This window comes from Magnetococcales bacterium (assembly GCA_015228815.1).
Taxonomy (GTDB): domain Bacteria; phylum Pseudomonadota; class Magnetococcia; order Magnetococcales; family UBA8363; genus UBA8363.
In genome coordinates this window covers 1-23,602 of sequence record JADGCV010000030.1, presented here as the reverse complement: position 1 = coordinate 23,602, position 23,602 = coordinate 1, and the positions used below count along the sequence as shown (strand labels likewise).

At 57.3% G+C, this 23,602-nt stretch carries 16 protein-coding genes; 14 read left to right on the top strand and 2 right to left on the bottom strand.

The window, feature by feature from the left end:
• Positions 1–190 precede the first annotated feature (190 nt).
• Together HQL76_12775 and HQL76_12770 are read right to left on the bottom strand one after the other, a co-directional pair.
• Positions 191–2,968, bottom strand: coding sequence for a hypothetical protein (locus HQL76_12775; protein MBF0110039.1), 2,778 nt, complete (start codon positions 2,966–2,968; stop codon positions 191–193).
• A 54-nt stretch (positions 2,969–3,022) separates the two neighbouring features.
• Positions 3,023–4,435, bottom strand: a complete 1,413-nt coding sequence (locus tag HQL76_12770; GenBank protein ID MBF0110038.1) for a phenylacetate--CoA ligase family protein — start codon at positions 4,433–4,435, stop codon at positions 3,023–3,025.
• A 287-nt stretch (positions 4,436–4,722) separates the two neighbouring features.
• Here HQL76_12770 and HQL76_12765 point away from each other — a divergent pair, with 287 nt between their 5' ends.
• The 14 genes from HQL76_12765 (at position 4,723) to HQL76_12700 (ending at position 23,443) form a co-directional block, all read left to right on the top strand.
• Positions 4,723–6,138: a UDP-N-acetylmuramate--L-alanine ligase gene (locus HQL76_12765; protein ID MBF0110037.1), complete on the top strand. Its 1,416-nt coding sequence runs from the start codon at positions 4,723–4,725 to the stop codon at positions 6,136–6,138.
• 3 nt (positions 6,139–6,141) lie between these two features.
• On the top strand, positions 6,142–7,080 hold the full coding sequence (gene murB, locus HQL76_12760) for a UDP-N-acetylmuramate dehydrogenase (GenBank protein ID MBF0110036.1): 939 nt from the start codon (positions 6,142–6,144) through the stop codon (positions 7,078–7,080).
• A gap of 46 nt (positions 7,081–7,126) precedes the next feature.
• Complete coding sequence (locus HQL76_12755) at positions 7,127–8,113, top strand: D-alanine--D-alanine ligase (protein ID MBF0110035.1); 987 nt, start codon at positions 7,127–7,129, stop codon at positions 8,111–8,113.
• Positions 8,095–8,784, top strand: coding sequence for an FtsQ-type POTRA domain-containing protein (locus tag HQL76_12750; protein MBF0110034.1), 690 nt, complete (start codon positions 8,095–8,097; stop codon positions 8,782–8,784). The genes HQL76_12755 and HQL76_12750 overlap by 19 nt, the downstream gene beginning before the upstream one ends.
• Before the next feature lie 180 nt (positions 8,785–8,964).
• The gene (gene ftsA / locus HQL76_12745) at positions 8,965–10,203 is read left to right on the top strand and encodes a cell division protein FtsA (protein MBF0110033.1); all 1,239 of its coding nucleotides are present in this window, start codon (positions 8,965–8,967) and stop codon (positions 10,201–10,203) included.
• 48 nt (positions 10,204–10,251) lie between these two features.
• A complete protein-coding gene (gene ftsZ, locus HQL76_12740) occupies positions 10,252–11,472 on the top strand; it encodes a cell division protein FtsZ (protein ID MBF0110032.1) in 1,221 nt (406 codons plus the stop codon).
• 426 nt (positions 11,473–11,898) lie between these two features.
• Complete coding sequence (locus HQL76_12735; GenBank protein ID MBF0110031.1) at positions 11,899–12,834, top strand: UDP-3-O-acyl-N-acetylglucosamine deacetylase; 936 nt, start codon at positions 11,899–11,901, stop codon at positions 12,832–12,834.
• Positions 12,835–12,969: 135 nt separating this feature from the next.
• Positions 12,970–13,542 carry a DUF4390 domain-containing protein gene (locus HQL76_12730; GenBank protein MBF0110030.1) on the top strand — a complete coding sequence of 191 codons (573 nt, stop codon included), beginning with the start codon at positions 12,970–12,972 and terminating at the stop codon, positions 13,540–13,542.
• Positions 13,539–15,785, top strand: coding sequence for a HAMP domain-containing protein (locus HQL76_12725; protein MBF0110029.1), 2,247 nt, complete (start codon positions 13,539–13,541; stop codon positions 15,783–15,785). The genes HQL76_12730 and HQL76_12725 overlap by 4 nt, the downstream gene beginning before the upstream one ends.
• Positions 15,782–17,158, top strand: coding sequence for a sigma-54-dependent Fis family transcriptional regulator (locus HQL76_12720; protein ID MBF0110028.1), 1,377 nt, complete (start codon positions 15,782–15,784; stop codon positions 17,156–17,158). Before HQL76_12725 ends, HQL76_12720 begins: the two co-directional genes overlap by 4 nt.
• Positions 17,159–17,201: 43 nt before the next feature.
• The gene (galU, locus tag HQL76_12715) at positions 17,202–18,044 is read left to right on the top strand and encodes a UTP--glucose-1-phosphate uridylyltransferase GalU (protein ID MBF0110027.1); all 843 of its coding nucleotides are present in this window, start codon (positions 17,202–17,204) and stop codon (positions 18,042–18,044) included.
• A gap of 206 nt (positions 18,045–18,250) precedes the next feature.
• Complete coding sequence (locus HQL76_12710) at positions 18,251–21,757, top strand: PAS domain S-box protein (protein ID MBF0110026.1); 3,507 nt, start codon at positions 18,251–18,253, stop codon at positions 21,755–21,757.
• Positions 21,758–21,839: 82 nt separating this feature from the next.
• Entirely contained in the window at positions 21,840–22,193 is a 354-nt protein-coding gene (locus tag HQL76_12705) for an Hpt domain-containing protein (protein MBF0110025.1), read from the top strand.
• On the top strand, positions 22,190–23,443 hold the full coding sequence (locus HQL76_12700) for a DUF1015 domain-containing protein (GenBank protein MBF0110024.1): 1,254 nt from the start codon (positions 22,190–22,192) through the stop codon (positions 23,441–23,443). Before HQL76_12705 ends, HQL76_12700 begins: the two co-directional genes overlap by 4 nt.
• Positions 23,444–23,602 lie beyond the last annotated feature (159 nt).

The following is a 23,602-nucleotide window of genomic DNA, read 5'->3' as shown; positions in this document are numbered from 1 at the left end:
CGAAGAAGTAATGATGCTCTCCTATCCCGGTGTTGTTACTTGGTATTTGATTCAAACGCTCTCTTTTCCAATCGCGATCACATCCGCCAATCGTTCCGAGGAACCAAGCATACGAAGGGAAGAAGATCTGGCGCCGTTGATTCCTGAGGTGAACATGACCATAGGAAATGGTCGGATACTGTACCAAGACTCAGGCACGATCGTGAGGATTCGCAATGATCAACTTGAGTTGGTACGCTCTGGTCATTTCCCTTACCACCTCGTTCATTATGTCGCCGAGAAGATAAAGTCGGATCTTGGGCGTATTGACATGCAAAAACTCGAAGGATTGACAATCCGCGATGGTTAATCCATGGCATTGGGTCTGTTCGTCCCTCAAACGATAAACCGCGATGCGGTATTTTCCAGGTCCATCGTCGTGTCGGCGATTTTTTTCGGTTTCGTAGCTCAGGTTGCCGCTGAAGGAACGAATGATCTCCGTCGTTTCCTTCAATTGTTCCATGTCGGTCGCGGTCCGTTCCATGTCGCTGGTCACCATGACCACATTCGCGGCAATGGCATCGCTTGCCATGACGACCCGTCCCAGGTTGGCGGATATGTCACCCGTCTGGCGGACGACATTGGCCACATGCTCCCGGATCTCCGCCACATGGTGCGACAATTCCTGGAATCTTGGATTTTCTCTCGCCAGCGCGGTCGCATGTCCGGTCAGACGTTCCGAGATTTGGTTGAATACCCGAGATTGGCTCCCCACCGATCCCGCCATGGTGGCCATCCGCATGTTGAACTCTTCCAGTGCCTTGAAAATACTGTTGTTTGACCGATCGATCCCGCCCAGACCCGCCATCAATTCGCGAACGAAGGTTTCCAGCTCGGAAAAAATATCGGCGATGCCATCGACATGGCGATCGATCTCGACGGTCGCCTGATGGGTCTTGCGCGACAAATCCTTGACCTCGTTGGCAACGACCGAAAACCCCTTCCCCGACTCACCCGCCCCCGCCGCCTCGATGGCCGCATTCAGAGCCAGCATGTTGGTCTGATCGGCGATGTCGCGGATGGAAGCCATCACCTGACCGATTTCCTGGATCGCCGCCCCAAGCCGATGAATGGAATCCATCCGCTTTTCCGCCTTGGCATGGGCCCCCCGCGCCTGAAGGGTGGCACTCTGACCCAGGGCGTGAATGGTCTGGGAGTTTTTCTCAAGCTCGGTGAAGCCTGTCACCAGGGTTTGCGACGCCACGGCACTCTCTGCCGCATCCCTTTGAATCGCCGACAATTCTTCTGTTCCCGACTCCAGAAGGTGGGTCACCATCCGGATGCCGTCCACCAGTTCTTCCATCCGCTCATGAAGAAAATCGACGCTGCCGCGCGCCGCATCCATGCTCTGATTGGAACAGGTCATCTCCACGTTCATGGCCGTGACCGAACCGGAAATCGCCACCATGGCTTCACTCGAACGACGGGCGACCTGGGCACTGGCCAGCGACAAATCGGCCATCCGATCCACATGCGTCACAAGCGCCGGAGAAAGTTCCGAAAGTTTGACCGAGGCCTCGCGCAACGATTGCACGGTATCGACAATCTGGCGTAAAACCAGAAACAGATTGTCCCTCATTTCCCGAAACTGCCTGTTGATGATCTCCAGCTCGAGAAACCGGGTTCCCATGGTTTCGAAGGCATCCAGATCCAACGCCCCGACCTTGCGGCTGGCGGCGACCAGTTTTTCGATCGGACGGATGATCATGCGTCCAAGCACCATCGCTCCGATTCCCATGACCAAAGACAACAGAAAAGAAATGCCCAGACTGACGCTCAGTTGCGTCCGCGCCTGCCCGAGAAAATCGTCCACCGGAACGACCACGCCGATAAACCACGGCAGTTCATGGCCCGAATCGAGAGATCGGATGAAGACAAACTGTTCTTCTCCGTCCACCGCAATGGTGAACAGTGTTTCCCCCTTGAAATCGGCCATTGTTTTCCCATCGGCGTTCAATTGTTCGCCAAAGGTCGCAAACGCGATGGCCATCGCCCGGTCCCTGGAGTCAACCACCTTGATCCGTTCGATCGATCCATTCTCGTTTTTCGCCACCATTTCGTCATAATTGGCCACCGCCACCAGGCGACCAGCGCCATCGACCATGAACGCCCGTCCATGTTCGGTCACCTTGAGGCCGGAAAAGAAATCGGACATGTCCTTCAGGCCGATGTCAACCCCGACCACCCCCCGCCGTTCTCCCTGGAATTCCATCGGAATCGAGGCGGTGATTCCGATCTGGGTGGTTGTCGTCCCCTGATAATGTTCCGCCCAGGTATAGACATCGGTCCAGAACAACCCACCGCTCCGCTGTGCCCCCTGGTACCAGGGGCGCAGTCGTGGATCAAACGCAAAATAAGGGGCCGTTTCGCTTTCCCTGAGTTGACCCGCATCGTCCTGGGTAAACCATTTTGTTTCAAGGATGGAAGAAATCCGGACCGCAACCTTTTGTTTTTCCTCGTCGGTCACCACCGGCATGGACATCGCCTCGGCGACGATCGCTCGCGAGACTTCCGAATCGTCCAACCGACGCAGAATGCGTGTCCGCAACGTCCCGTCGTGTTCCCGTTTGTTCAACCAGTTGTTTCCATTTCGATCTCCCAGGTAGATCAGGCTGACGTGCGGATGCTCCATCAGGTACCCCCGGGTCACCATGTTGAACCGTTCCCGGGTCAATCCTTCGACATGGTCCCGGACCAGGAGACCGGCGATCAACCGCACCGATCGCGCCGCGGTGTCGAGAAAGTTTTTCGTGTTTCCCGCAGTTTCCCGCCCCACCCGGGTCATGACCGTTGCGGCCATTTTTTCGAAGGAAGGGGTCAGAGCCAGATGATTGAGCGTCGCCACCGTCATCGATACCCCGACGACGGCGGAAAAGAAAATCCAGGGAAGAAATCGCCCCAGAGGAATATTGTTCGTCAATGTTTTCACTTGCTTTCTTGATTCCCACGCTGGACCAGCCATTGACAAAAATGGTACCAAGAATCAGGTACCTGGTTTAAAGGCGGATTCCTCCACAAGAGAAACGAACTCCTCGAATTTGCCCCGTTGCGAGCGGATAAGTTCCTTCCGATATTGGAACTCGATGTCGAACCCGTATCCCAAAGTTTGCACGATTGCCTGCCGCAGCCGGTCCTCGGCAGCCGGACCGGGAGGTTGATCGACCACCAACCGGACTTCGAGTCGGACTGGCGTGTGTTGAACCATCTGAATCTGTTTCAGGGGAAGGATCTCGCGATACAGGCTGGGACGCATCATGGGCCAGCGTCGTTCCCCCGAGGGAAGAACCAGCATGTTGCGGCTGCGCCCCATGATTCGTTCCAGGGTCGGCAAACCGCGGCCACAAGGGCATGGGTCGGAAGGTATGGCCCAATCGCCGGTGTCATAGCGCAGGAGTGGCGAGGAAAAGTTGTTCAGATCGGTGACGATCACCCGTCCTACCGTTCCCGGGACACAGGGGGCGCCCTGTGAATCGACGATTTCCACCCAGACATTCTCCGCCTGGACATGATAGCGCTCATGATCGGGGCATTGCAGGGCGATGTAACCCACTTCATTGGCGCTGTAGGTATCGACAATGGCGACGTCCCAGGCTTCGCGACACAATTTTCGTGTTTCCCCGGTCAGCGTTTCACTCAGAGTGCGCACCTGACGCAGGCGCGGCAGCCGCAACCCCAGATCGATGAATTCCCGGGCGAGGGCATGGGCATTGGTCGGATAGGTCAGAAGATAGTCGGGATTTTCACGCAACAGCCATTCCCTCTGTTGGGCGATGGAGGCGGTCGCGATGTCCAATACCGCCATGGGTCCGCCACGGAACACATGGGCAACCGGGGCCCCCCAGTTGGACAGCAGACTGCCATGAGGGGGACGCCCCAGATCGGGATGGTCCATCTTGCGGATCGTTGCCATCTTTCCGGAAAAATCCCGTCGATGCCACAAATGCTCCCGCAGAGTGATCGCCTGCCAGACAAGGTCCTTGACATTGTTGCGTTGCACCACGACCGGTTGACCGGTGGAGCCCGAGGACTTCATGGGATGGCCCCGATCGTGCCCGGCAGGGCGACGACCGGCGATCATCGCTGTCCCCGCCTGCAACAACCCCTCCCGAGACAGGATGGGCAGCGAAGACCAGTCCTCGACCCGACGCGGCAGGCGGTCCCAGCGCCATCCCTCGCGCACATAACGCTCCCGATAATAAGGGACCTCCTTGAAGGCGAAACGGACCAGAACCGCCAACTGCCGCGACACCCTCTGCCGCAACAACTCGGGAGCCAACCGTTCCCCCTGCTCGAACTGCCACTGCATCGCCAGCAACAAGGCCCCTTCGGGACGGGGGAAGGGAGGCCAGAAGGAATGGATGGGCCCTGGGACCAACTCTGGCGGACCGGTGAACAATACGCACTCCCCGCACCGAAGATGTGGCTCATATTTCTTTATAATCCAATGAATTATATTTAGAAACAACAAACACGCCCAATAATTGGCGCATGATACCAGAACCTCATTACCCCTGTACAGTCCCCCATCGGGGACGCGGGGGAAACACGGGCCATGGGGAGAAAAAATTGATCAACGACAAGCACATCGACCATGAATTGAAAAATAATTGAACAACAACCTGGACGTCTGGATTAAAAAAAGTCAGGATATGGCTTTTACTCTGCCACGGTCTGGTCAGGCACATGTACGAAAAAATTCGCAAACTCCACTTTGTCGGCATTGGTGGCATCGGCATGAGCGGCATCGCCGAACTCATGATCAACCTGGGATATCAGGTCTCGGGATCCGATCCGGCGGGCAACGCCCGGACGCACCGCCTCCAGGAACTCGGGGCGGTCATCCATTCCCGACACGATGCCCGAAACGTCGAGGGCGCCGATGTCGTCATCCATTCATCCGCGATCGGCCAGGAAAATCCGGAAATCCAGGCTGCCAGAAACTACAATATTCCAGTGGCCAAACGGGCCGAAATGCTGGCGGAACTGATGCGGATCAAATATGGCATCGCCATCGCCGGTACCCATGGCAAAACGACGACGACCTCGATGATCGCTTCGCTCCTGGGGGAAGCGGGGATGGACCCGACCATCGTCAATGGAGGAATCGTCAAGGCACTCAACAGCAACGCCCGTTTGGGAAGCGGCGATTTTCTGGTCGCCGAGGCGGACGAAAGCGATGGCACCTTTCTGAAATTGTTTCCCACCATCGCCGTGGTCACCAATATCGAACCGGAACACATGGAACACTATGGCACCGTCGAGGCGCTGAGGAGCGCGTTTCATGGGTTTGTGGAAAAGATTCCCTTCTACGGCCTCGGGGTGCTGTGCCGCGACCATCCGGAAACCCGTGCGCTCTTGTCGCGATTGGCGGACAAGAGAATCATCGGATATGGTTTCGAGGACGGAGCCGATTTGCAGGCGGTGCGGATCGGAAGAAAGGATCATCGCAATACCTTCACCGTGTTGCGCAAAACCCCCGTGACCCGATCCATGACCGAATTGGGCGAACTGCAACTGGCGCAGCCGGGACGGCACAACATACTCAATGCACTGGCGGCGATCTCGGTTGCGCTGGAGCTGGACATCGAATGGCCGGTCATCGTCACGGCGATGAACCATTTCAAGGGGGTTCAAAGACGTTTCGACATCCTTCTGGACCGGCCCGAACGTTCGGTAATCGATGATTATGCCCACCATCCCACCGAAATCATGGCAACGCTCGCGGCGGCCCGGGATGTCTACCCACCCGAACGCCGGATCGTGGCGGTTTTTCAGCCACATCGTTACAGCCGCCTGATGAACCTGTTCGACGAATTTCTGCGCGCCTTCCGTCATGCCGGCCTGGTTCTGGTGGATCGGGTCCATTCCGCCGGGGAACGTCCGCCACCCGAGTTTTTCCCTGAGGGAGAACGAACCCCGCTGATCGAGGGGATCCAGGAACACAGCGGCATTCCGGCGCTGGCCCTGCCCGGAGGGGAAAACTGGCGCGAGGCGATGGAAGGTTTGCTCGATTCGGGCGATGTCGTCGTCTTCCTCGGGGCCGGATCCATTACCCACCGCGCCCGGGATTACGCCGGATCCTGGATCCGGGAGCGCTGAGTCATGCCATCCCCCGTGCCACCGCCACCCGGACGGAGCGGACACATGCGCGAACAGGTCGCGCTGGCGGACCGGACAACCCTGAAAATCGGGGGACCGGCGCGTTGGCTCGTTTCGTTTCGCGACATCGAGGAGCTGAGTTCCTTCTGGCGGACGCTGCATCCGGAAACCCCGCGATTCATTCTCGGAGGAGGCAGCAATCTGTTGGTCGGTGATTCCGGATTCCAGGGGGTGATCCTGGATATGACCCGAGGGTTCGCCCGCATCCAATTGGAACGTCCATCCCGAACCGACGCCCCCGAGGCCGTTGTGACCGCCCTGTCGGGGACATCGACCCGTGCTCTGGCCCACGCCGCCCGTCGGCTGGGACTGGGAGGGGCCGAGTTCCTGGCGGGGATCCCCGGATCGGTGGGCGGGGCCCTGGTGATGAATGCCGGCGCCCATGGACACGAACTCAAGGATATTCTCATCGACGCCCTTCTGCTGGATCCCGATGGCGAGCGGCATCTCATGACGCCCGCCGACCTTGACATGAGCTATCGGCATACCGCGCTCCCTCAAGGATGGATCTTTGTTTCGGCCCGCTTCCGTCTTCGTCCCGAAGATCCCGATACCATCCGCCAAACCATGCGTCATCACAATCACCAACGCCGCCGCGCCCAACCCCTGAACCTTCCATCCGCCGGCAGCACCTTCAAGAACCCACCCGATGGCCCCGCGGCCTGGAAACTCATCGATGCCGCCGGCATGCGCGGTGTCGCCATCGGCGATGCCCGGGTCGCCGAGAAACACTGCAATTTCCTGGTCAATACCGGCAAAGCCACCGCCACCGACATGGTCGCCCTGATCCAAAAGGTTCGCAACGCCGTTTTCGCCCATTCGGGCATTCGCCTCGATACCGAAATCGGATTTCTCGGCCCCACCGGACCCGAACCCCTCTGACCTTGAAGGACGCCGATCCACCACCAACCGAAAACACGAGAGATCCATGGAGCACAACCATTCATCCCCGCCCCAGGGCAACATTGCCGTTCTCATGGGAGGCCGTTCCCGGGAACGGGAAATCAGCCTGAAAAGCGGCAGAAATCTGGTCGCCAGTTATCAACGCCTGGGAATTCCGGTCATTCCCATTGAAATCGATTCCTGGAAAGCCTTGGCACGAACACTGCTGGAGAGGAATATTCAAACTGCGGTGTTGGCCCTCCATGGACCTGGCGGCGAGGATGGGGCAGTCCAGGGACTTCTGGAAACCCTGGAAATCCCGTACACCGGTTCGGGAATCGCGGCATCGGCCATCTGCATGGACAAGGTTTTGTGCAAAAGACTGCTGCGCGACGCCGGTCTGCCGACTCCGGACTGGATGCTTGCACGGGTCGGCGGCGGCAAGATCGACACGATCGAAGGGCAGAAAAAACCCCTGGAAGCCCCACTCTTCGTCAAACCGGTCGGATCGGGATCGTCGGTTGGCGTTTTTTTTCTTAAAACACTTGAAAATCTGGAGGAAATACTGTTTAAATCCGCGCAAATGGGAGAAGGTGGCGTGGATGCGTCGGCGATTCTGGTCGAAAACGCGGTGGTTGGCGCCGAATTGACCCTCGCCATCCTCGATGATCAGCCCCTGCCGGTCATCGAGGTCAAACCTGAAAAAGGGTTCTACAGTTACGACAACAAGTACACGGCGGGACGCACCCGTTATCTGATTCCCCCGGAAAGCGTCGGCCCGGAGGTCCTGGAAACGGTGACGCGGTTGGGACGCGAAGCGGGACGGACCGTGGGTTGCCGGGGGTTGTACCGGGTCGATTTCATGGTGGATCACCAAATGCGCCCCTGGATTCTCGAAATCAATACCACTCCGGGCATGACCGCCACCAGTCTTGCCCCCAAAGCGGCCCTGGCCGCGGGAATGGATATGGATACCCTGGCGTCTCGAATCCTCGCCGGTGCCCGGTTGGACCGATGCTGCACCGGTTGTTGATCCTGGGAGGACTCCTCCTTGCCGCCGCGAGTTTCTACCTGGGATGGTGGATCGCCAACCAACCCGGGCGCTTCGTGTTGACGAAGATTCAGATGGACGGGCTCATCCGCAGCAAAATGCCCGAGGCCCTGGAGCAGATTCGTATCGACAAGGATTCCAATCTTCTCTGGGTCGATCCGCGAACCATCAAGGACCGCCTCGAAATGATGCCGTGGATTCGTTCGGCCTGGGTGCGACGCATTTTCCCGGATACCTTGACGGTGCAGATCAAGGAAAAGATTCCCGTCTGCATGGGAGTGATCGGGGAAAGGCTTTTCATTCTCGACGAATACGGCCAACCCATCAAACCGTTCGTCGCCGGCGACCCGATTCTGCTGCCGGTCGTTCGCCCCGCGACCAACAAGGACTCGGCACGGGAAATCGTGTGGATGATCAACCTTCTCGACCGCTTTCCCGGACTCAAGGAGACGATTTCCGAGGCGGTCGGTTTTTCGGGCCGGCGTTGGGCCTTGCATACGACCCGGGGCATCAAACTCTTGATTTCGGAAAACGCGGAACAGGAACTTGGACTGTTGATGAAGATGCAAAAAAAATACAATATATTGGATCGGAAAATCAAACAGGTGGAATTGCGAATTCCCGGAAAAGTAGCGGTACGTCTTGCTCCGTAACCACCGCACGATCCGGTGCATTCGGGGGAGCGATCCATCCTATATCCGGTTTTCAGTGGATATTTCAGCCAAATTGAGGCAGAATCGACCGTCGTTCACCATGGGGGCGCCGAAGTTTCACGGTCTTGACGCATCACCTTCGGTCTTCAAAGTACATCTACGTCACGAGCGGAATACACTATGCCCAAACAGGACCAGAACCTGATTGTCGGCCTTGACATCGGCACCACGAAAATCTGCTGTGTCGTTGCCGATCTCCAACCGGATGGCCGCCTGGACATCATCGGAATCGGTACCCATTCTTCCAGAGGACTGCGAAAAGGGGTGGTCATCGACATCGATTCCACCGTCGAAAGCATGCGCATGGCGGTGGAAGAGGCGGAAATGATGGCGGGGGTGGAAATCAACATGGTCTACGCCGGCATCGCCGGCGGACACATCAAGAGCGGCAACTCCAACGGCGTCGTGGCGACCAAGAACAACGAAGTCACCGCCGCCGACATCCAGCGCGTCCTCGATGCCGCCCGCGCCCAGAACGTCCCGCTCGATCGGGAGATCATTCACGTCATTCCCCAGGAATTCATTCTCGACGGTCAGGACGGCATCAAGGAACCCCTGGGGATGTCCGGGGTGCGACTGGAGGCCCGGGTCCATATCGTCACCGGCGCCGTCGCCTCGGCGCAGAACATCATCAAATGCATCAACCGCTGCGGGCTGGATGTGGGCGACATCATCCTCGAACAACTCGCCTCCGCCGAGACCGTCCTGACCGCCGATGAAAAAGAACTCGGCGTCTGCCTGTTGGACATCGGTGGCGGAACCACCGACATCGCCATCTTTTCCGAAGGACATATCAAGCATACCGCAGTCCTCGCCATCGGCGGCGATCATATCACCAACGACATCGCCGTCGGACTGCGCACCCCGACCCGCGAGGCGGAAACCCTCAAACGCAAATATGGTTGCGCCCTGGCCTCGCTTGTCGATCCCGAGGATACCATCGATGTCCCAAGCATCGGCGAACGCAAGCCACGCACCATTCCCCGCCACATCCTGGCTGAAATCATCGAACCGCGCGTCGAGGAACTCTTCACCCTGGTCAGCCGCGAGGTCGCCCGTTCCGGATTCGAGGAACAGATCACCGCCGGCGTCGTCCTCACCGGCGGTTCCGCCATCACCGAAGGGATGGTGGAACTGGCGGAGGAAGTGTTCAACAAACCGGTTCGTCGCGGATTGCCCCAGGGAATCGGTGGGTTGACCGACGTTGTGTCAAGCCCCATTTACTCGACCGCCGTGGGACTGGTACAATTCGCCAGTCTTAATGAAAGAGAGATGTCCCATCATTTCGCCCCCACCGAAAACAGGGTGAATCGAGGTGTCTTCCAGCGCCTTGTCGATGGGATAAAAAACGCTTTTTAATCCAGCGGTTTTCCTGGGATTTCCCCCGGGACATGGGAGTCAGGTCAGATGGCAATCGAATTTGAAACCAAAGAGACGATGGATGCGCGCATCAGGGTTGTGGGTGTGGGTGGCGGCGGGGGCAACGCCATCAACAACATGATCGACTCCGGTTTGGACGGAGTGGAGTTCATCGTTGCCAACACCGACGCCCAGGCCCTGGCACGAAGCAAAGCCGCCATTCGGATCCAGATCGGCGAAAACGTGACCCGGGGTCTTGGGGCCGGAGCCAAGCCGGAGGTCGGCATGAAGGCTGCCGAGGAAAGTCGCGATCAGATTCGGGATGTGCTCCAAGGATCGGACATGGTGTTCATCACCGCCGGAATGGGCGGCGGAACCGGGACCGGGGCCGCCCCGATCATCGCCTCGATCGCCAAGGAAATGGGGGTCCTGACCGTCGCCGTGGTCACCAAGCCGTTCGGTTTCGAAGGAAAACGCCGTCTCCGATTCGCCGAGGATGGACTGGCCGAGTTGAGACGCCACGTCGATACCGTCATCACCATTCCCAACCAGAAACTGCTCTCCGTCGTCGGCAAGAACACCACCATTCTTGATGCCTTCCGCAAGGCGGACGACGTCCTGCAACAGGCGGTTCGCGGCATCACCGACCTGATCACGGTACCCGGTCTGATCAACGTCGATTTTGCCGATGTCCGCACCATCATGGATGAGATGGGACAGGCGATGATGGGGGCAGCCCAGGGTTCTGGAGACAAGCGGGCCGCCGATGCCGCCACCAACGCCATTTCCAGCCCCCTTCTGGATGATGTCTCCATCCATGGGGCACGCGGAGTGCTGATCAACATCACCGGAGGTTACAACCTGACCTTGCAGGAGGTGGACGATGCCGCCTCGATCGTCCGCGACATGGCCCATGAGGATGCCAACATTGTTTTTGGCGCGGTCCTCGATGATTCCATGGAGGACACGGTCCGGGTGACGGTCGTCGCCACCGGCATCGGTGGCGCGGAAGAGGTCGAATCGACAAAACAACACGTCAAGGAAACGGTCGTCAAGAAACTACAGCCGGTTCGAAGCGCCGGACTCCATCCCCAGGCCTCCAACGACATGCCCCACGACCTTCACGAACGCCCCCCCGCGCCCCGTCCCGGAGTCGTCAAACGGCGCACTCTGGTCGATCGGGAAGAGTTCAACCGCAGTCTCGACCAGATCAACAACGAAGATGCCTTCGATGTCCCGACCTATATCAGGCGACAACAGCCCGATTAAAAATGAACCCTTGACTTATCCTGTTCGTCAATGTCATTTAGTGAGAAAATGGTAACTTGATGACAGACAAGTCTGTCAAAATTAAGGCCATTGACAAATTCTTGACGAAATAGAAGTCAACTTTCGCGCAATCTTCAGGCACCTGATGGTTTTCCGTCGTGCTTTACCGGCTCTGCTTCGGGTGAAGGATCGGGATGATCGCCTGGATGGCATTGTTTTGACAGTATTGATTGCCGATGGGTTCAAATAAAGAGTTTTTCCTGACTTGGCATAATGAGTGCAACAGAAGGGACATACGGGGCCACAAGACTGGGCTTGGGTGACAACCTTTCGATTGGAAGTGAACGACGCAGTCGGAATGTTGACGGCCTCACTGGGAAACCGGTTCCACGTTCCTGGAATCGTTTTTTTTAAGGAAAACACCGCATGTACTTTCAAAGAACGCTCAAGAATTCCATTCGCTGCACGGGAATCGGACTTCACGGGGGAAAAAAGGTCTATCTGTCGTTGCGCCCGGCGCCGGAAAACACGGGAATCGTTTTTCACCGCACCGATATGAAAGGCGCCCTGATTCCGGCCCTGGTCAAGAATGTCACCGACACCCGCTTGTGCTCTACCATCGCCAACGCCGACGGCGTTCAGGTGTCCACGGTCGAGCACCTGTTGGCCGCCTTCGTCGGGTTGGGGGTGGACAACGCCTATGTCGATCTGGATGGACCCGAGGTCCCGATCATGGATGGCAGCGCCGCTCCGTTCGTCTTCCTGATTCAATGCGCCGGCGTTGTGGAACAGTCTCTTCCCAAAAAATGGATTCGCATCAAGCGCCCCATTTCCGTCTCATCGCAGGAGAAGAAGGTTTCCTTCGAACCGTGTGACCATTTCCGGGTCAGTTTCACGATCGATTTCGAACATCCGCTTCTGTCCAAGCAGGGGGTGAGCCTCGACATCACCGAAACAACCTTCATCAAGGATGTCAGCCGCGCCCGCACCTTCGGTTTCCTCAAGGATCTTGAAACCTTGCGCGCCAATGGTCTGGCCAAGGGAGGATCCCTCGACAATGCCATCGTCATCGGTGATTTTCGCATTCTCAACGATGGCGGGCTGCGTTATGAAAAAGAATTTGTTCGCCATAAGATCATTGATGCCATCGGCGATCTGTACCTGTTGGGTCATCCCATCATGGGACACTTCAAGGGGGTTCGTTCGGGCCATGCCATGAATAATCATTTGTTGAAAAAACTGCTGCAACGGAAGGATGCCTGGGAGTTTGTCGAGGCGCACCCCGGAAAGAAAGTAGCGGACCCACTCCCCTACCCCATCGCCCCTTCCGCCGAACAGCCCGCCTTTGCCCTGACGGCATGAGAACATGACGGCGGATGGTACATACTCCGGACATTCCGGGGCTTGCCCGGGAACCCACCCGGGAAGGGCCGTTCCCTTCCCGGGTGGGGCTCTGGACGTTTTTCCGAACATCCCTTCGATCACCCTGTGCATTTCATGATCCAGGGCTTTGTTGTCGCCGCCTTCGTCGGGCTGATTTTTCTCCACGGCTGTAATTTTGTCTCCACCGAAAGCACTGCGGACAACCCCATCGCCGAGGCCAGCGTTTTCCAGCAGGGGAACGCGCTTTATGCCACCATTCGCCTGCAACCGGAATACCTCGACCAACTGCTTCGGGAAATGGATCATGGAGAGCCGGTTCAAGCCACCTACCGGATCGAATTTTATCGCGCCCAGGATTGGTTTTTCGATCGGCGGCTGAGCCAGCAGGTCGTTCACCGGCGACTGCGGTTGCGGCTCATCACCCAACGCTTCGAAATGACGGAATTGCCACAGAAACGTTTGCAGTATACCGCCGATGAGGATGAGGCCATGAGTTTCATCGGATTCCCCCGATATATTTTCATCGGGTCCACGGTTGGTCTTCCCAGGGACCATCGATATTATCTAAACGTTGGTTTTTCGGTGGAGCATCAAGGAATGTCCTGGGTTCTGGGCGTCCTGAACCGGATATTGACCATGAGTCCCCCTGTCATTCATGAAAAAATAGCCTGGTTTCAAGCGCCATGAAGTCATCCGCGGAAAAAGGGAGAAAACGCTGGGTCTGGAGCCTGTTGCTGTTGGTGGTCATCGCCATCACCATGGTCACGGCCCAGGGACTGCGTGGGTCGGCGACGGTTGCCGGGGAATACAGTCTTTTTTTTCTGGTGCTGTTGTATCTGAATTTGTTTCTGGCACTGGTGTTGGGCGTATTGGTGTTTCGCAAGGTGTTCCGGTTGTGGCAGGATCATTATCAACGTCGTGCCGGCTCGAAACTGCGCCTGAGGATGGTTTCGATGTTTGTGCTGCTGTCGCTGTTGCCGACCCTGGTGATTGCGATTCTTTCGCTCAATTTTCTCAACCGCGGCGTCGATTCCTGGTTTTCCGACCGCATTTCACTGGCCCTGGAAAGTTCGCTGGAAGTTGCGCGGGCCTATTATCATGAAAACCAGCGCACCGTCCGCCATGATGCCGAATCCATCGTCCGCAATCGTCGGGTAACGACATCGTTATCGCTGGGGGGCGCGGAAGCGGCGGTGGCGCAGCTTGAGATCGAACGTCAGGCCCGAGGTCTGGACGAAATCGCCATTCTTCGTGCCGACGGCGCCCGACTGGCCCGGGCGGGGGAACTGCCCTTCGACCCCATCCCCGACCTGTCGTCGCTCAGTGAAGGGTCAAACAAAGCGCTCATGACGACCAATGACGTGGGAGACCGGGTACGCGCCTTCGTGCCGCTGGGAGAGGAATTGTTCCTCTCCACCGGACACTGGATCGATCGCCAGATTCTGGGTCAAATGGAGACGATCGAATCGACCTATACTCATTACAAACAATTGCGGGCGACCCATGAGTTGCTCAAGGCCAACCACACCGTCACGCTGGTATTGATCACGATGCTGCTGTTGCTGGCCGCCATCTGGTCGGGCTTTGGCATTGCCAACAGTTTGACCGACCCCATCACCGAGCTGGTCATCGGGACGCGAAAAGTGGCCCAGGGAGATTTGTCGGTCAATCTGGCCATCGGTGGCGACGACGAATTGGCCACCCTGATGACCGCGTTCAACGCGATGATCCGCAAACTGAGTGAAAACAGGGATGAACTCCAGAATACCAACGCACTCCTGGAAGAGCGACGCCGGTTCATGGCCGCCATCGTCCACAACATTTCCTCCGGGGTGATCAGCGTCGATCAACACCACAAGGTGACACTGATGAACCCGACCGCGGCCAAACTGCTGGCCGTGGATCCCGTGGAGGCGATCGGTCGCGCCTTGGATGAAGTCATGCCCGAGGCCTTCCTGGAGCCATTGCATCGATTCCTGAAAGAACAGAAGGACCGTTCGATCCCCCTTCCCCCACCCGTTCCCGGAGAACCGAGCCTTCCGGGAATCCAGATCGCCATCCAGGGAGAGAACAAACCGATGACCCTTCTGGCCCGGATCACCCTGCTCGAAGATCATCTGGGTGAAAGCCGGGGATTCATCACCACCTTTGACGACATCACCGATGTCCTGGTCGCGCAGCGCACCTCGGCCTGGAGCGAAGTCGCCCGCCGCATCGCCCACGAAATCAAGAACCCCCTGACCCCGATTCAACTCTGGGCGCAGAGGATTCGCAGGAAATACATGAAAAATCCTGGTTCGACCGAAATCGATTTGAAAATCCTGGACGAGGGCACCAACACCATCATCCAGCAGGTCGAGGAGCTTCGGGTGTTGGTCAACGAATTTTCCACGTTTTCCAGGCTGCCCCGCCCGCGCCTGCATGACCATGAGATTCACGCATCCATAAGAGAGGCATTGATTTTGCATGCCGAAGCGCTGACAGCGATGGAAGTGCGTATTTCCTTCGATGAACGCATCAACCGGATTCCCCATGATCCAGGGCAGATCAAACAGGTGGTCACCAATCTGATCGCCAACGCCATTGCCGCCACCCGTGAAGGGACGTCACCACCCATTCTGTCCCTGTCCACCCATCTGTTGGAGCGCAGCGGGCGGATTTCGCTGGAGATTGCCGACAATGGCATTGGAATCCCCGCCCAGGACCGGGATCGGGTCTTCGAACCCTATTTTACCACCAAGAAAAAGGGAACGGGGTTGGGGTTGGCCATTGTCAGGAAGATCATCGAAGACCATGGTGGAACGATCCGCCTGAAGGAATCGGAATGGCACGGAGTTCTGGTCGAAATCAAGCTGCCGCTCGATCATGCCGGACCCGGAGCACCCCAGGAGGCCAAACCTGAAACGATCGAGGCAAGACAGGCGACATGAGCCATAGAATTCTAATCGTCGATGACGAACAACCGATTCGCATCAGCCTCAAGGGAATCCTGGAGGATGAAAATTATCAGGTCTTCGAGGCGGAATCGGGGGAACAAGGGTTGGAGGTGATCGCCCGGGAACCTTTGTCGGCAGTTCTTCTGGACATCTGGATGGATGGCATCGATGGTATCCAAACCCTTCGGCGGATCCGTTCGCAACCGATCATCGATGGAGTGAATGGCGGAATTCCTGTCATCATGATGTCGGGCCATGGCACCATCGATACCGCGGTGAGCGCCACCAAGGAAGGGGCCTATGATTTTCTGGAAAAACCGCTGTCACTGGATCGGGTTTTGCTGCTGTTGGACCGGGCGATTCGGGAGTGGGAACTGGTACGGGAAAACCGCGATCTCAAGGCGCGGATGAAGACTGTCCCGCCACTGTTGGGAAAATCCCGTGGGATGGAGTTGCTTCGGGATCAGATCAAGCGTCTGGCGCCTACCGATGGCTGGGTATTGATCACGGGGGAGAATGGCGTTGGCAAGGAGGTCGCGGCACGTCAGATCCATGGACAATCCCGGAGGCATCAGGGACCCTTCATACCGCTCAATTCCGCGGCCATTCCCGAGGAGCGGATTGAGGTCGAGCTTTTTGGACAGGAAGAAGGAGGACTTGCCCAACCGCCCAACATTCGGCCCGGTCGATTCGAACAGGCCCATGGCGGTACCCTGTTTCTGGATGCCATCGGCGACATGTCGCCGAGGACCCAATCGAAGATTGTCCGGGTTCTTCAGGAGCAGAGGTTTCACCGCGTCGATGGACGCCATCCCATTGACGTCGATGTCCGGGTGATCACGGCATCGAACAAGGACCTGGAAGTGGAGATTGCCGAAGGGCGTTTCCGCCAGGATCTGTACTATCGACTCGATGTCATCCCTCTGTTCATCCCCCCCCTTCGCGAACGGCTGGAAGACGTGCCACTGTTGGTCGATCATTTCATGCAGCAGCAGAGGGAAAGCCTGCCCCGGGATCGAGCCTTCTCGGAGGCGTCCCTGAAGTGTCTGATGGGGTATCACTGGCCGGGGAATGTTCGTGAGTTGAAAAATCTGGTGGAACGATTGATGATCATGGCCCCCGGTTCGATCATCGAACCCGAGGATCTGCCGGAATTCATCCACAAGCGAAGCGTTTCACCCGCATCGACGCCCTGGGAGGCGCTTCTGGAAATCGGTTCCCTGCGCGAGGCGCGCCAGGGATTCGAGCGGATCTACCTGAAGACCCATCTGGAGCGCAACGAAAACAACATATCCCGGACTGCCGAGGCGATCGGCATGGAGCGTTCCGCCTTGCACCGGAAGTTCAAGAACATCGGTCTGGGATAGTCCAGGCCGAGCCCCTCCCGAAGATTGTAACTCAAGGTGTACCATGATCGAAAAATGTCTTTTTCCCGTCGCCGGATACGGTACCCGTTTTCTTCCGGCAACCAAGGCGATGCCCAAGGAAATGATGCCGATCGTCAACAAGCCCTTGATTCAATACGGGGTACAGGAGGCGATGGAGGCGGGAATGCGACAGATCGCCTTCGTGACCGGACGCAGCAAACGGGCGATCGAGGATCATTTTGACCGGACCTACGAACTCGAAGATCAGATCAGCGGCACCAAGGCCGAGGAAAACCTCAAGGAAATCAGGAAACTGATGCAAACCTGCACCTTTTCCTATACCCGTCAGATACAGATGCGCGGTCTGGGTGACGCCATCCTGACCGGAGAAACCCTGATTGGTACGCAACCGTTTGGTGTCATTCTGGCGGATGATCTTTGCATCGGCGAAGACAAACCTGTTCTTTCACAGATGCTTGATGTGTTCCTCAAGTACCAGTGTTCCATCGTTGCCGTCGAGGAGGTCCCCCCCGAAGAAACCGAAAAATACGGAATCATTTCGGGCAAACAGTTGGAAGAGGGCCTGTTCATTGTGGAATCGATGGTCGAAAAACCCCCCGCCAATGAAAGTCCATCCAATCATGCCATCATTGGCCGTTACATTCTGACACCCGACATCTTCGATAACCTGCGCACCATACCTCCGGGACGAAACGGCGAGATACAAATCACCGATGCCCTCAACGTTCAGGCCAAGAAAAAAATGGTCCTGGGTTATCAGTTCAAGGGACAGCGCTTCGACTGCGGCAGCCTGGAAGGATTCGCGGCGGCGACGAATCATTTTTTTCAACGGATGCGGCAGGAGGCTTCGATGGAGGAGCGATGATCCTGTTGTCGCTCCTGAAAAAGAATGAATCAGGTCTGTACTTCGGAGGGTCGGGTGTTTTATGGTGTCGCTTTCGGGAATTCGCTTCGCCTGAATGCCACCATTCATGAAGGGGTGAATCGTTGTGGCAAACGAGGTCGGTCCCACTGCCGATCCCAGGGTCTGGGATTTGAGGCATCCACTCCAATTCAGGTTTGATGGCACCGATGGATAAAGCCCTGTCGGTTCAAATCGGCTACCAGGCACGCAGTGGTTTTGCCCTGCTCGGTGAAGACGACACCCTCGCCTTTGCCGGCGGCGCCATGAACGAACTGACCGAGGCCTGGGGTGGACTGCAATCCTGGTGGTCCAGGTTCGGCAGTCGCATTCCCCCCTTTCCGGTAACCCTCTGCCCCACCTGTGGTCTGGGGCAACAACTGGGTTCCATCGAGGTTTCCCTTCCCATGCCCAAGGGTGACCCCGACACCAAACGCCGCGTATTCGTCATCGATTTTTCCGGGCACCCCCATCTGTTCAAAGCCGATACCCGCGATACCCTCATCCTGGTCCGTGATGTCACCCTGGAACGGCTTCACACCGAATCGGTTCAACGTGACATCCTGCACTATGAATCGATCTGCACGTTTATCGAGGATGTCTATTATCGCATGGATACACGCGGGCACCTTGAATTCATCAGCCCATCATGTACCAAACTCCTGGGAATGAGCCCCGCCGAAGTCAAGGCCCGCGGGCTCGAAGGTCTGTGCGCCTCCGGAGATTATTTCCGGGAACTTCTTGAACTCCTGGACAAGACCGACCAGGTCAACGATTTTGGCCTGGTCCTGGTGTGCAACAAGGGAAAACAGATTCCCGTCTCCATGACCGCCAAGGTGGTCCGAAACAAAAAGGGACGCAAAACCGCCATCGAGGGCATCCTGCGCGACATCACCGAAAGAGAGCGCATGGGAAACCTGATGGCGGAAAAAACCCGTTCCTATCAGGAATCGCTCGCCCGCCTGGAACAGGTCCAGATCGGTCTGGACGCTCATAACCTGGTCATTGTCACCCAGTCGGACGGCTTGATCGCCCGGGTCAACCACAAAACCTGCGAGACGACCCTCTATTCCGCGGAGGAATTGGTCGGAAAACACCCCAAAATCCTTGATTCGGGACTGCAACCGAAAGCCTTTTTCCAGGAGATGTGGCGCAACATCGCTCAGGGAAAGATCTGGCGTGGAGAAATTCGTGGACGCAACAAGAATGGGGGGCACTTCTGGCTCGATGGCACCGTCGTTCCGTTGTTGACGGAGTCGGGTCGGCCCTATCAATTCATCCTTGTGGCCACCGACATCACCCAACGGGTCCTTGAGAGCGAACGAATCCAGACAAGCCGCGACTTTCTGCGACAGATTTTCCAATGCATGGGTGAAGGCGTCTACGCCATGGATCGGGATGCCCGATTGATCCTGATGAATCGGGAGGCGGAAAAACTCCTGGGCTGGAAGGAGGAAGAACTGATCAACCGCTTCGTCCATGAGGTCATTCATTCGAGAAAACCGGATGGCACCCATTTGCGCAGTGAGGATTGCCCGGTCCATCAAGGACTTCTGGGACGGCCTTTCCGTCGCGACGATGATCATTTCATCAAAAAGGACAACACCTTTCTTCCCGTGTCCCATGTCACCTCTCCGCTCAGACGCAACGACGATGTCGTTGGCGCGGTCTGCGTGTTCCGCGACCACACCCTGACACGACAGGCCCAGTCGTCGCTCGAACAACACCGCAAGGAGGCGATGGAAAGTTCGCGCATGAAGTCGGTCTTTCTGGCAAACATGAGCCATGAAATCCGTACCCCGATGAATGCCATCGTCGGCATGAACGATCTTCTGATGGATACCCCGCTCAACAGCGAACAATACGAATTCGCCTCGATCGTCCGGGAATCGTCCAAATCGCTCTTGTCACTGATCAACGACATTCTGGATTTCTCCAAGATCGAGGCGGGAAAGATCGATATCGAGGAGATCGATTTTTCGCCAGTGACCGTCATCGAGGGGTCGGCGGAATTGATGGCGGGGCAGACAGGTCAGAAGGGTTTGGTCCTGGAAACCTTCGTTTCGCCAAAAATTCCCCAAACGCTCCGAGGCGATCCGGGGCGGTTGCGGCAGATGCTGCTGAACCTGATCTCCAACGCCGTCAAGTTTACCGAGAAGGGGAGCATCACCGTCAAGGCGCGCATGGAAACCGATTCTCCCGACCGGGCGGTGGTCCGTTTCATGGTCGAGGATACCGGCATTGGTCTTTCCAAGCAGGGACGGGACCGGCTGTTCGAGCCGTTCATTCAGGCGGATGGCGATACGACGCGCAAATACGGAGGAACCGGCCTTGGGCTTGCCATCAGCAAGCGGCTGACGGAATTGATGTCGGGAACCATCGGCGTCGAAAGTGAAGAAGGAAAAGGATCGACCTTCTGGATTCGCATCCCCTTCAAACTGTCCGATCCCGAAGCCATGGGGAAAGCGGGCCAGTTGAATCTTGCCCCTCTTCGCGGCGCCCGGGCGGTTGTCATTTCCGATGTTCCCACCGATCAGGAATTTTTGAAAGAATACTTTTCCTCCTGGGGCATTCGTGTCACACTGAAACAGACGTGGCGGGAAGGGTTCCAGGCCATTCGCCAGGAAATGGCCCAGGAAACGCCATTGGATTTTGTCATCGTCTCGTCACGCCTGAGCGACATCGATCCACGCGCCATTCCACACCATTTGGCCGAGGAACATTATGCCACGATGCCCCATCTGATCGGGCTCCTCCACGGAGATGATCGGGAATTCAAGGTGTCATTGCTGGATGCCGGATTCGAATCGGTCATGAGCAAGCCGGTCAGGAAGTCCGATTGGGTCGATGAGCTGGTGGAGCTGCGCAACCCCTCCGCCGCCAAACCACGCATCCTCGCCGTCGCCGACAATGAGCCGTCCGAAAAACATTCCGAGGAAACCGATACCCTGGAAGAGATCGAATCGGGAAAACTGATTCTTCTTGCCGAGGACAATATCGTCAACCAGAAGGTGACCCTGCTACAACTGAAAAAACTGGGTTATGCCGCTCATGCGGTCACCAATGGCAAGGATGCGGTCGAAGCGGTGACCCGTGCCCCTTATGCCCTGATTCTCATGGATTGTCAGATGCCGGTCATGGATGGCTTCGAGGCCACCCATGCCATCCGTCGCCTGGACCGGTCGAATTCCGGCCACGTTCCGATCATCGCCATGACCGCCAACGCCATGAAGGGTGATCGGGAACGTTGTCTGAACGCGGGGATGGACGATTACATGAGCAAGCCCGTCTCCCCCAGCACGCTGCGGGAGAAACTCAAGTTCTGGATTCCCAAGGGGCCCCAGGTCGCGCCCGCCGTTGATATCAACCATCTGCGACAACTGATGGGACCCAACGATCAGGCGATCCGCGAACTGTTGCATGAATTTCTCCCTGCCGCCACTGCCCTGATCGGTCGTCTGCGCGAGGCATCGCGTTCCAAGAGCGTCGCCGCCTTGACCGAGGCGGCGGAGGAGTTGCGCGAGGCAAGTTCCAACATGGGGGCGAATTCCCTGGCGCAATTGTCGCGCGTGGCGGAAAATGCTGCCCAGGTTCCCGATTGGGCCAAGGTGATGGAAACCACCAACCGGCTGGAGCGTTCCTTCCGCAAGGTGGAAGCCTTCATCAAACATTTCTGATCCCGGGCCTGGACCCGGTGAAAAACGCCATTGCCGTTTTCTGGCTACCGTTCATGAACGATCCCGTGCAAGGATGGAAACGATGACGATCTTGCAACATCTGTTGGCGACCGTTGAAGGTGATTGGCAGCTCCTGGAGGAAGTCACGGATCTGTATTTCACCGATGCGCCGCAACAGTTGCAACGAATCCATCACGGCATCGAACGCATCGATCCCCTGGAAGTTCGCGAAGCGTCACACAGTCTCAAGGGAGCGACGGGCGCCTTTGGCAAGGACAACGAGGTCTATCAACTGGCCTTCACCCTGGAACAAATCGGGCAATCGGGCCAACTGGGCCCGGCAAGGGAACGGTTTTTACAATTGACGGCGGCACTTGAAAAGATGGAACAATCTCTGCGGGATGCCATCGCCAGGCAAAAGGAGGGCAAGCGGTGAAACTCATTCAACCTTTTTCCGGCCTGCGACCGCCGCCAGCGCTTGCCGCAACCCTGTCCGCCCCCCCCTATGATGTCATCAACCGCAAGGAAGCCCAGGCCCTGGCCGCCGGGCATCCCCATTCGATCCTTCATGTCACCAAGGCGGAAATCAATCTTCCTGATGAGGTAGAAACCGGTGATCCCCGGGTCTATCAAGAAGCCCGGCGTCGTCTGGATCGGATGATCTCCTCCGGTCTGCTCCTGCGGGAGGAAACGCCGTCCCTGTACCTTTACCGGCTCCGGATGGCTGGACGGGAACAGTTGGGATTGGTGGCGGCGGCATCGGTGGCAGCCTATCGTTCGGGGCGCATCAAGAAACATGAATTCACCCGCCCCGACAAGGAGGAAGACCGAACCCGTCTGGCCGAGGCCCTCAAGGCGCATACCGGGCCGGTGTTTCTGATCCATCGTCCGCAGCCGGTCGTGGGGAAAGCGATTGCATCGGCCCTGGCGACGGCGGAACTTTTGTATGATTTCACGGCGGCGGATGGAATCGGGCATGCCTTCTGGCGGGTTTTCGACCCGCAACGCATCCTGGACCTGGTGACTGCGTTCGAAACCCTCGATCCGGTCTACATCGCCGATGGCCACCACCGTTCTGCCGCTGCGGCCCGGGTTTGTCAAAGTGCCCACAATAACAACCCCAATCCCCCCCCCGACGAGGCCCCGGTCAACCGATTCCTTTCCGTCCTGTTTCCCTCCGACCAGGTTCGGATCATGGATTACAACCGGGTTGTTCGCGATCTTAACGGGCATTCACCCGAGCGCTTTCTTGAAACCATCAGCCAGCAATTCCGCGTTCGTCCGGCCCCTTCACCGGTCAGGCCCGTAGCCAAGGCAACCTTTGGACTGTATCTGCGACAGCGAGGTTGGTTTCATCTTAAACTCGACTCCGCATTCCGCCCTGCCGCCGATATTCCCCCCCAGGATCGCCTTGACGTTTCTCTGCTCAGCCGTTTTCTCCTGGAACCCGTCCTGGGCATTCATGATCCGCGGCGGGACCCGCGCATCGATTTTGTCGGGGGAATCCGTGGCATGGATGGACTGGTGGCCCATGTCGAAGCCAATGCAATGGCCGCCGGTTTTTCCCTCTTTCCGACTTCCCTGGAAGAATTGATGCAGGTCGCCGATGCCAATGAGGTCATGCCACCCAAATCGACCTGGTTCGAACCCAAATTGCGCGATGGCCTCGTGATCCAGCCCATTTGAGCGTCCCCCCCCCCCCTGGAAAATTATTGAAAGAAAAAAGGGGTCTGGGGATTGCCCCCAGGGTTTTGATTTTGATTTTGAATTTAAACCGCAACCATCACGGGACACGTAGTTTTCGGGCTTCAAATGTGGCATGATCGGCATGTAACTTTCCTTAAT

Bases quoted from the DNA above. Each gene is read 5' to 3' on its own strand.
- ftsZ (MBF0110032.1), top strand. From the start codon at position 10,252: ATGGCAATCGAATTTGAAACCAAAGAGACGATGGATGCGCGCATCAGG.
- ftsA (MBF0110033.1), top strand. From the start codon at position 8,965: ATGCCCAAACAGGACCAGAACCTGATTGTCGGCCTTGACATCGGCACC.
- galU (MBF0110027.1), top strand. From the start codon at position 17,202: ATGATCGAAAAATGTCTTTTTCCCGTCGCCGGATACGGTACCCGTTTT.
- HQL76_12765 (MBF0110037.1), top strand. From the start codon at position 4,723: ATGTACGAAAAAATTCGCAAACTCCACTTTGTCGGCATTGGTGGCATC.
- HQL76_12750 (MBF0110034.1), top strand. From the start codon at position 8,095: ATGCTGCACCGGTTGTTGATCCTGGGAGGACTCCTCCTTGCCGCCGCG.
- HQL76_12725 (MBF0110029.1), top strand. From the start codon at position 13,539: ATGAAGTCATCCGCGGAAAAAGGGAGAAAACGCTGGGTCTGGAGCCTG.
- HQL76_12710 (MBF0110026.1), top strand. From the start codon at position 18,251: ATGGATAAAGCCCTGTCGGTTCAAATCGGCTACCAGGCACGCAGTGGT.
- HQL76_12735 (MBF0110031.1), top strand. From the start codon at position 11,899: ATGTACTTTCAAAGAACGCTCAAGAATTCCATTCGCTGCACGGGAATC.
- murB (MBF0110036.1), top strand. From the start codon at position 6,142: ATGCCATCCCCCGTGCCACCGCCACCCGGACGGAGCGGACACATGCGC.
- HQL76_12705 (MBF0110025.1), top strand. From the start codon at position 21,840: ATGACGATCTTGCAACATCTGTTGGCGACCGTTGAAGGTGATTGGCAG.
- HQL76_12730 (MBF0110030.1), top strand. From the start codon at position 12,970: ATGATCCAGGGCTTTGTTGTCGCCGCCTTCGTCGGGCTGATTTTTCTC.
- HQL76_12755 (MBF0110035.1), top strand. From the start codon at position 7,127: ATGGAGCACAACCATTCATCCCCGCCCCAGGGCAACATTGCCGTTCTC.
- HQL76_12720 (MBF0110028.1), top strand. From the start codon at position 15,782: ATGAGCCATAGAATTCTAATCGTCGATGACGAACAACCGATTCGCATC.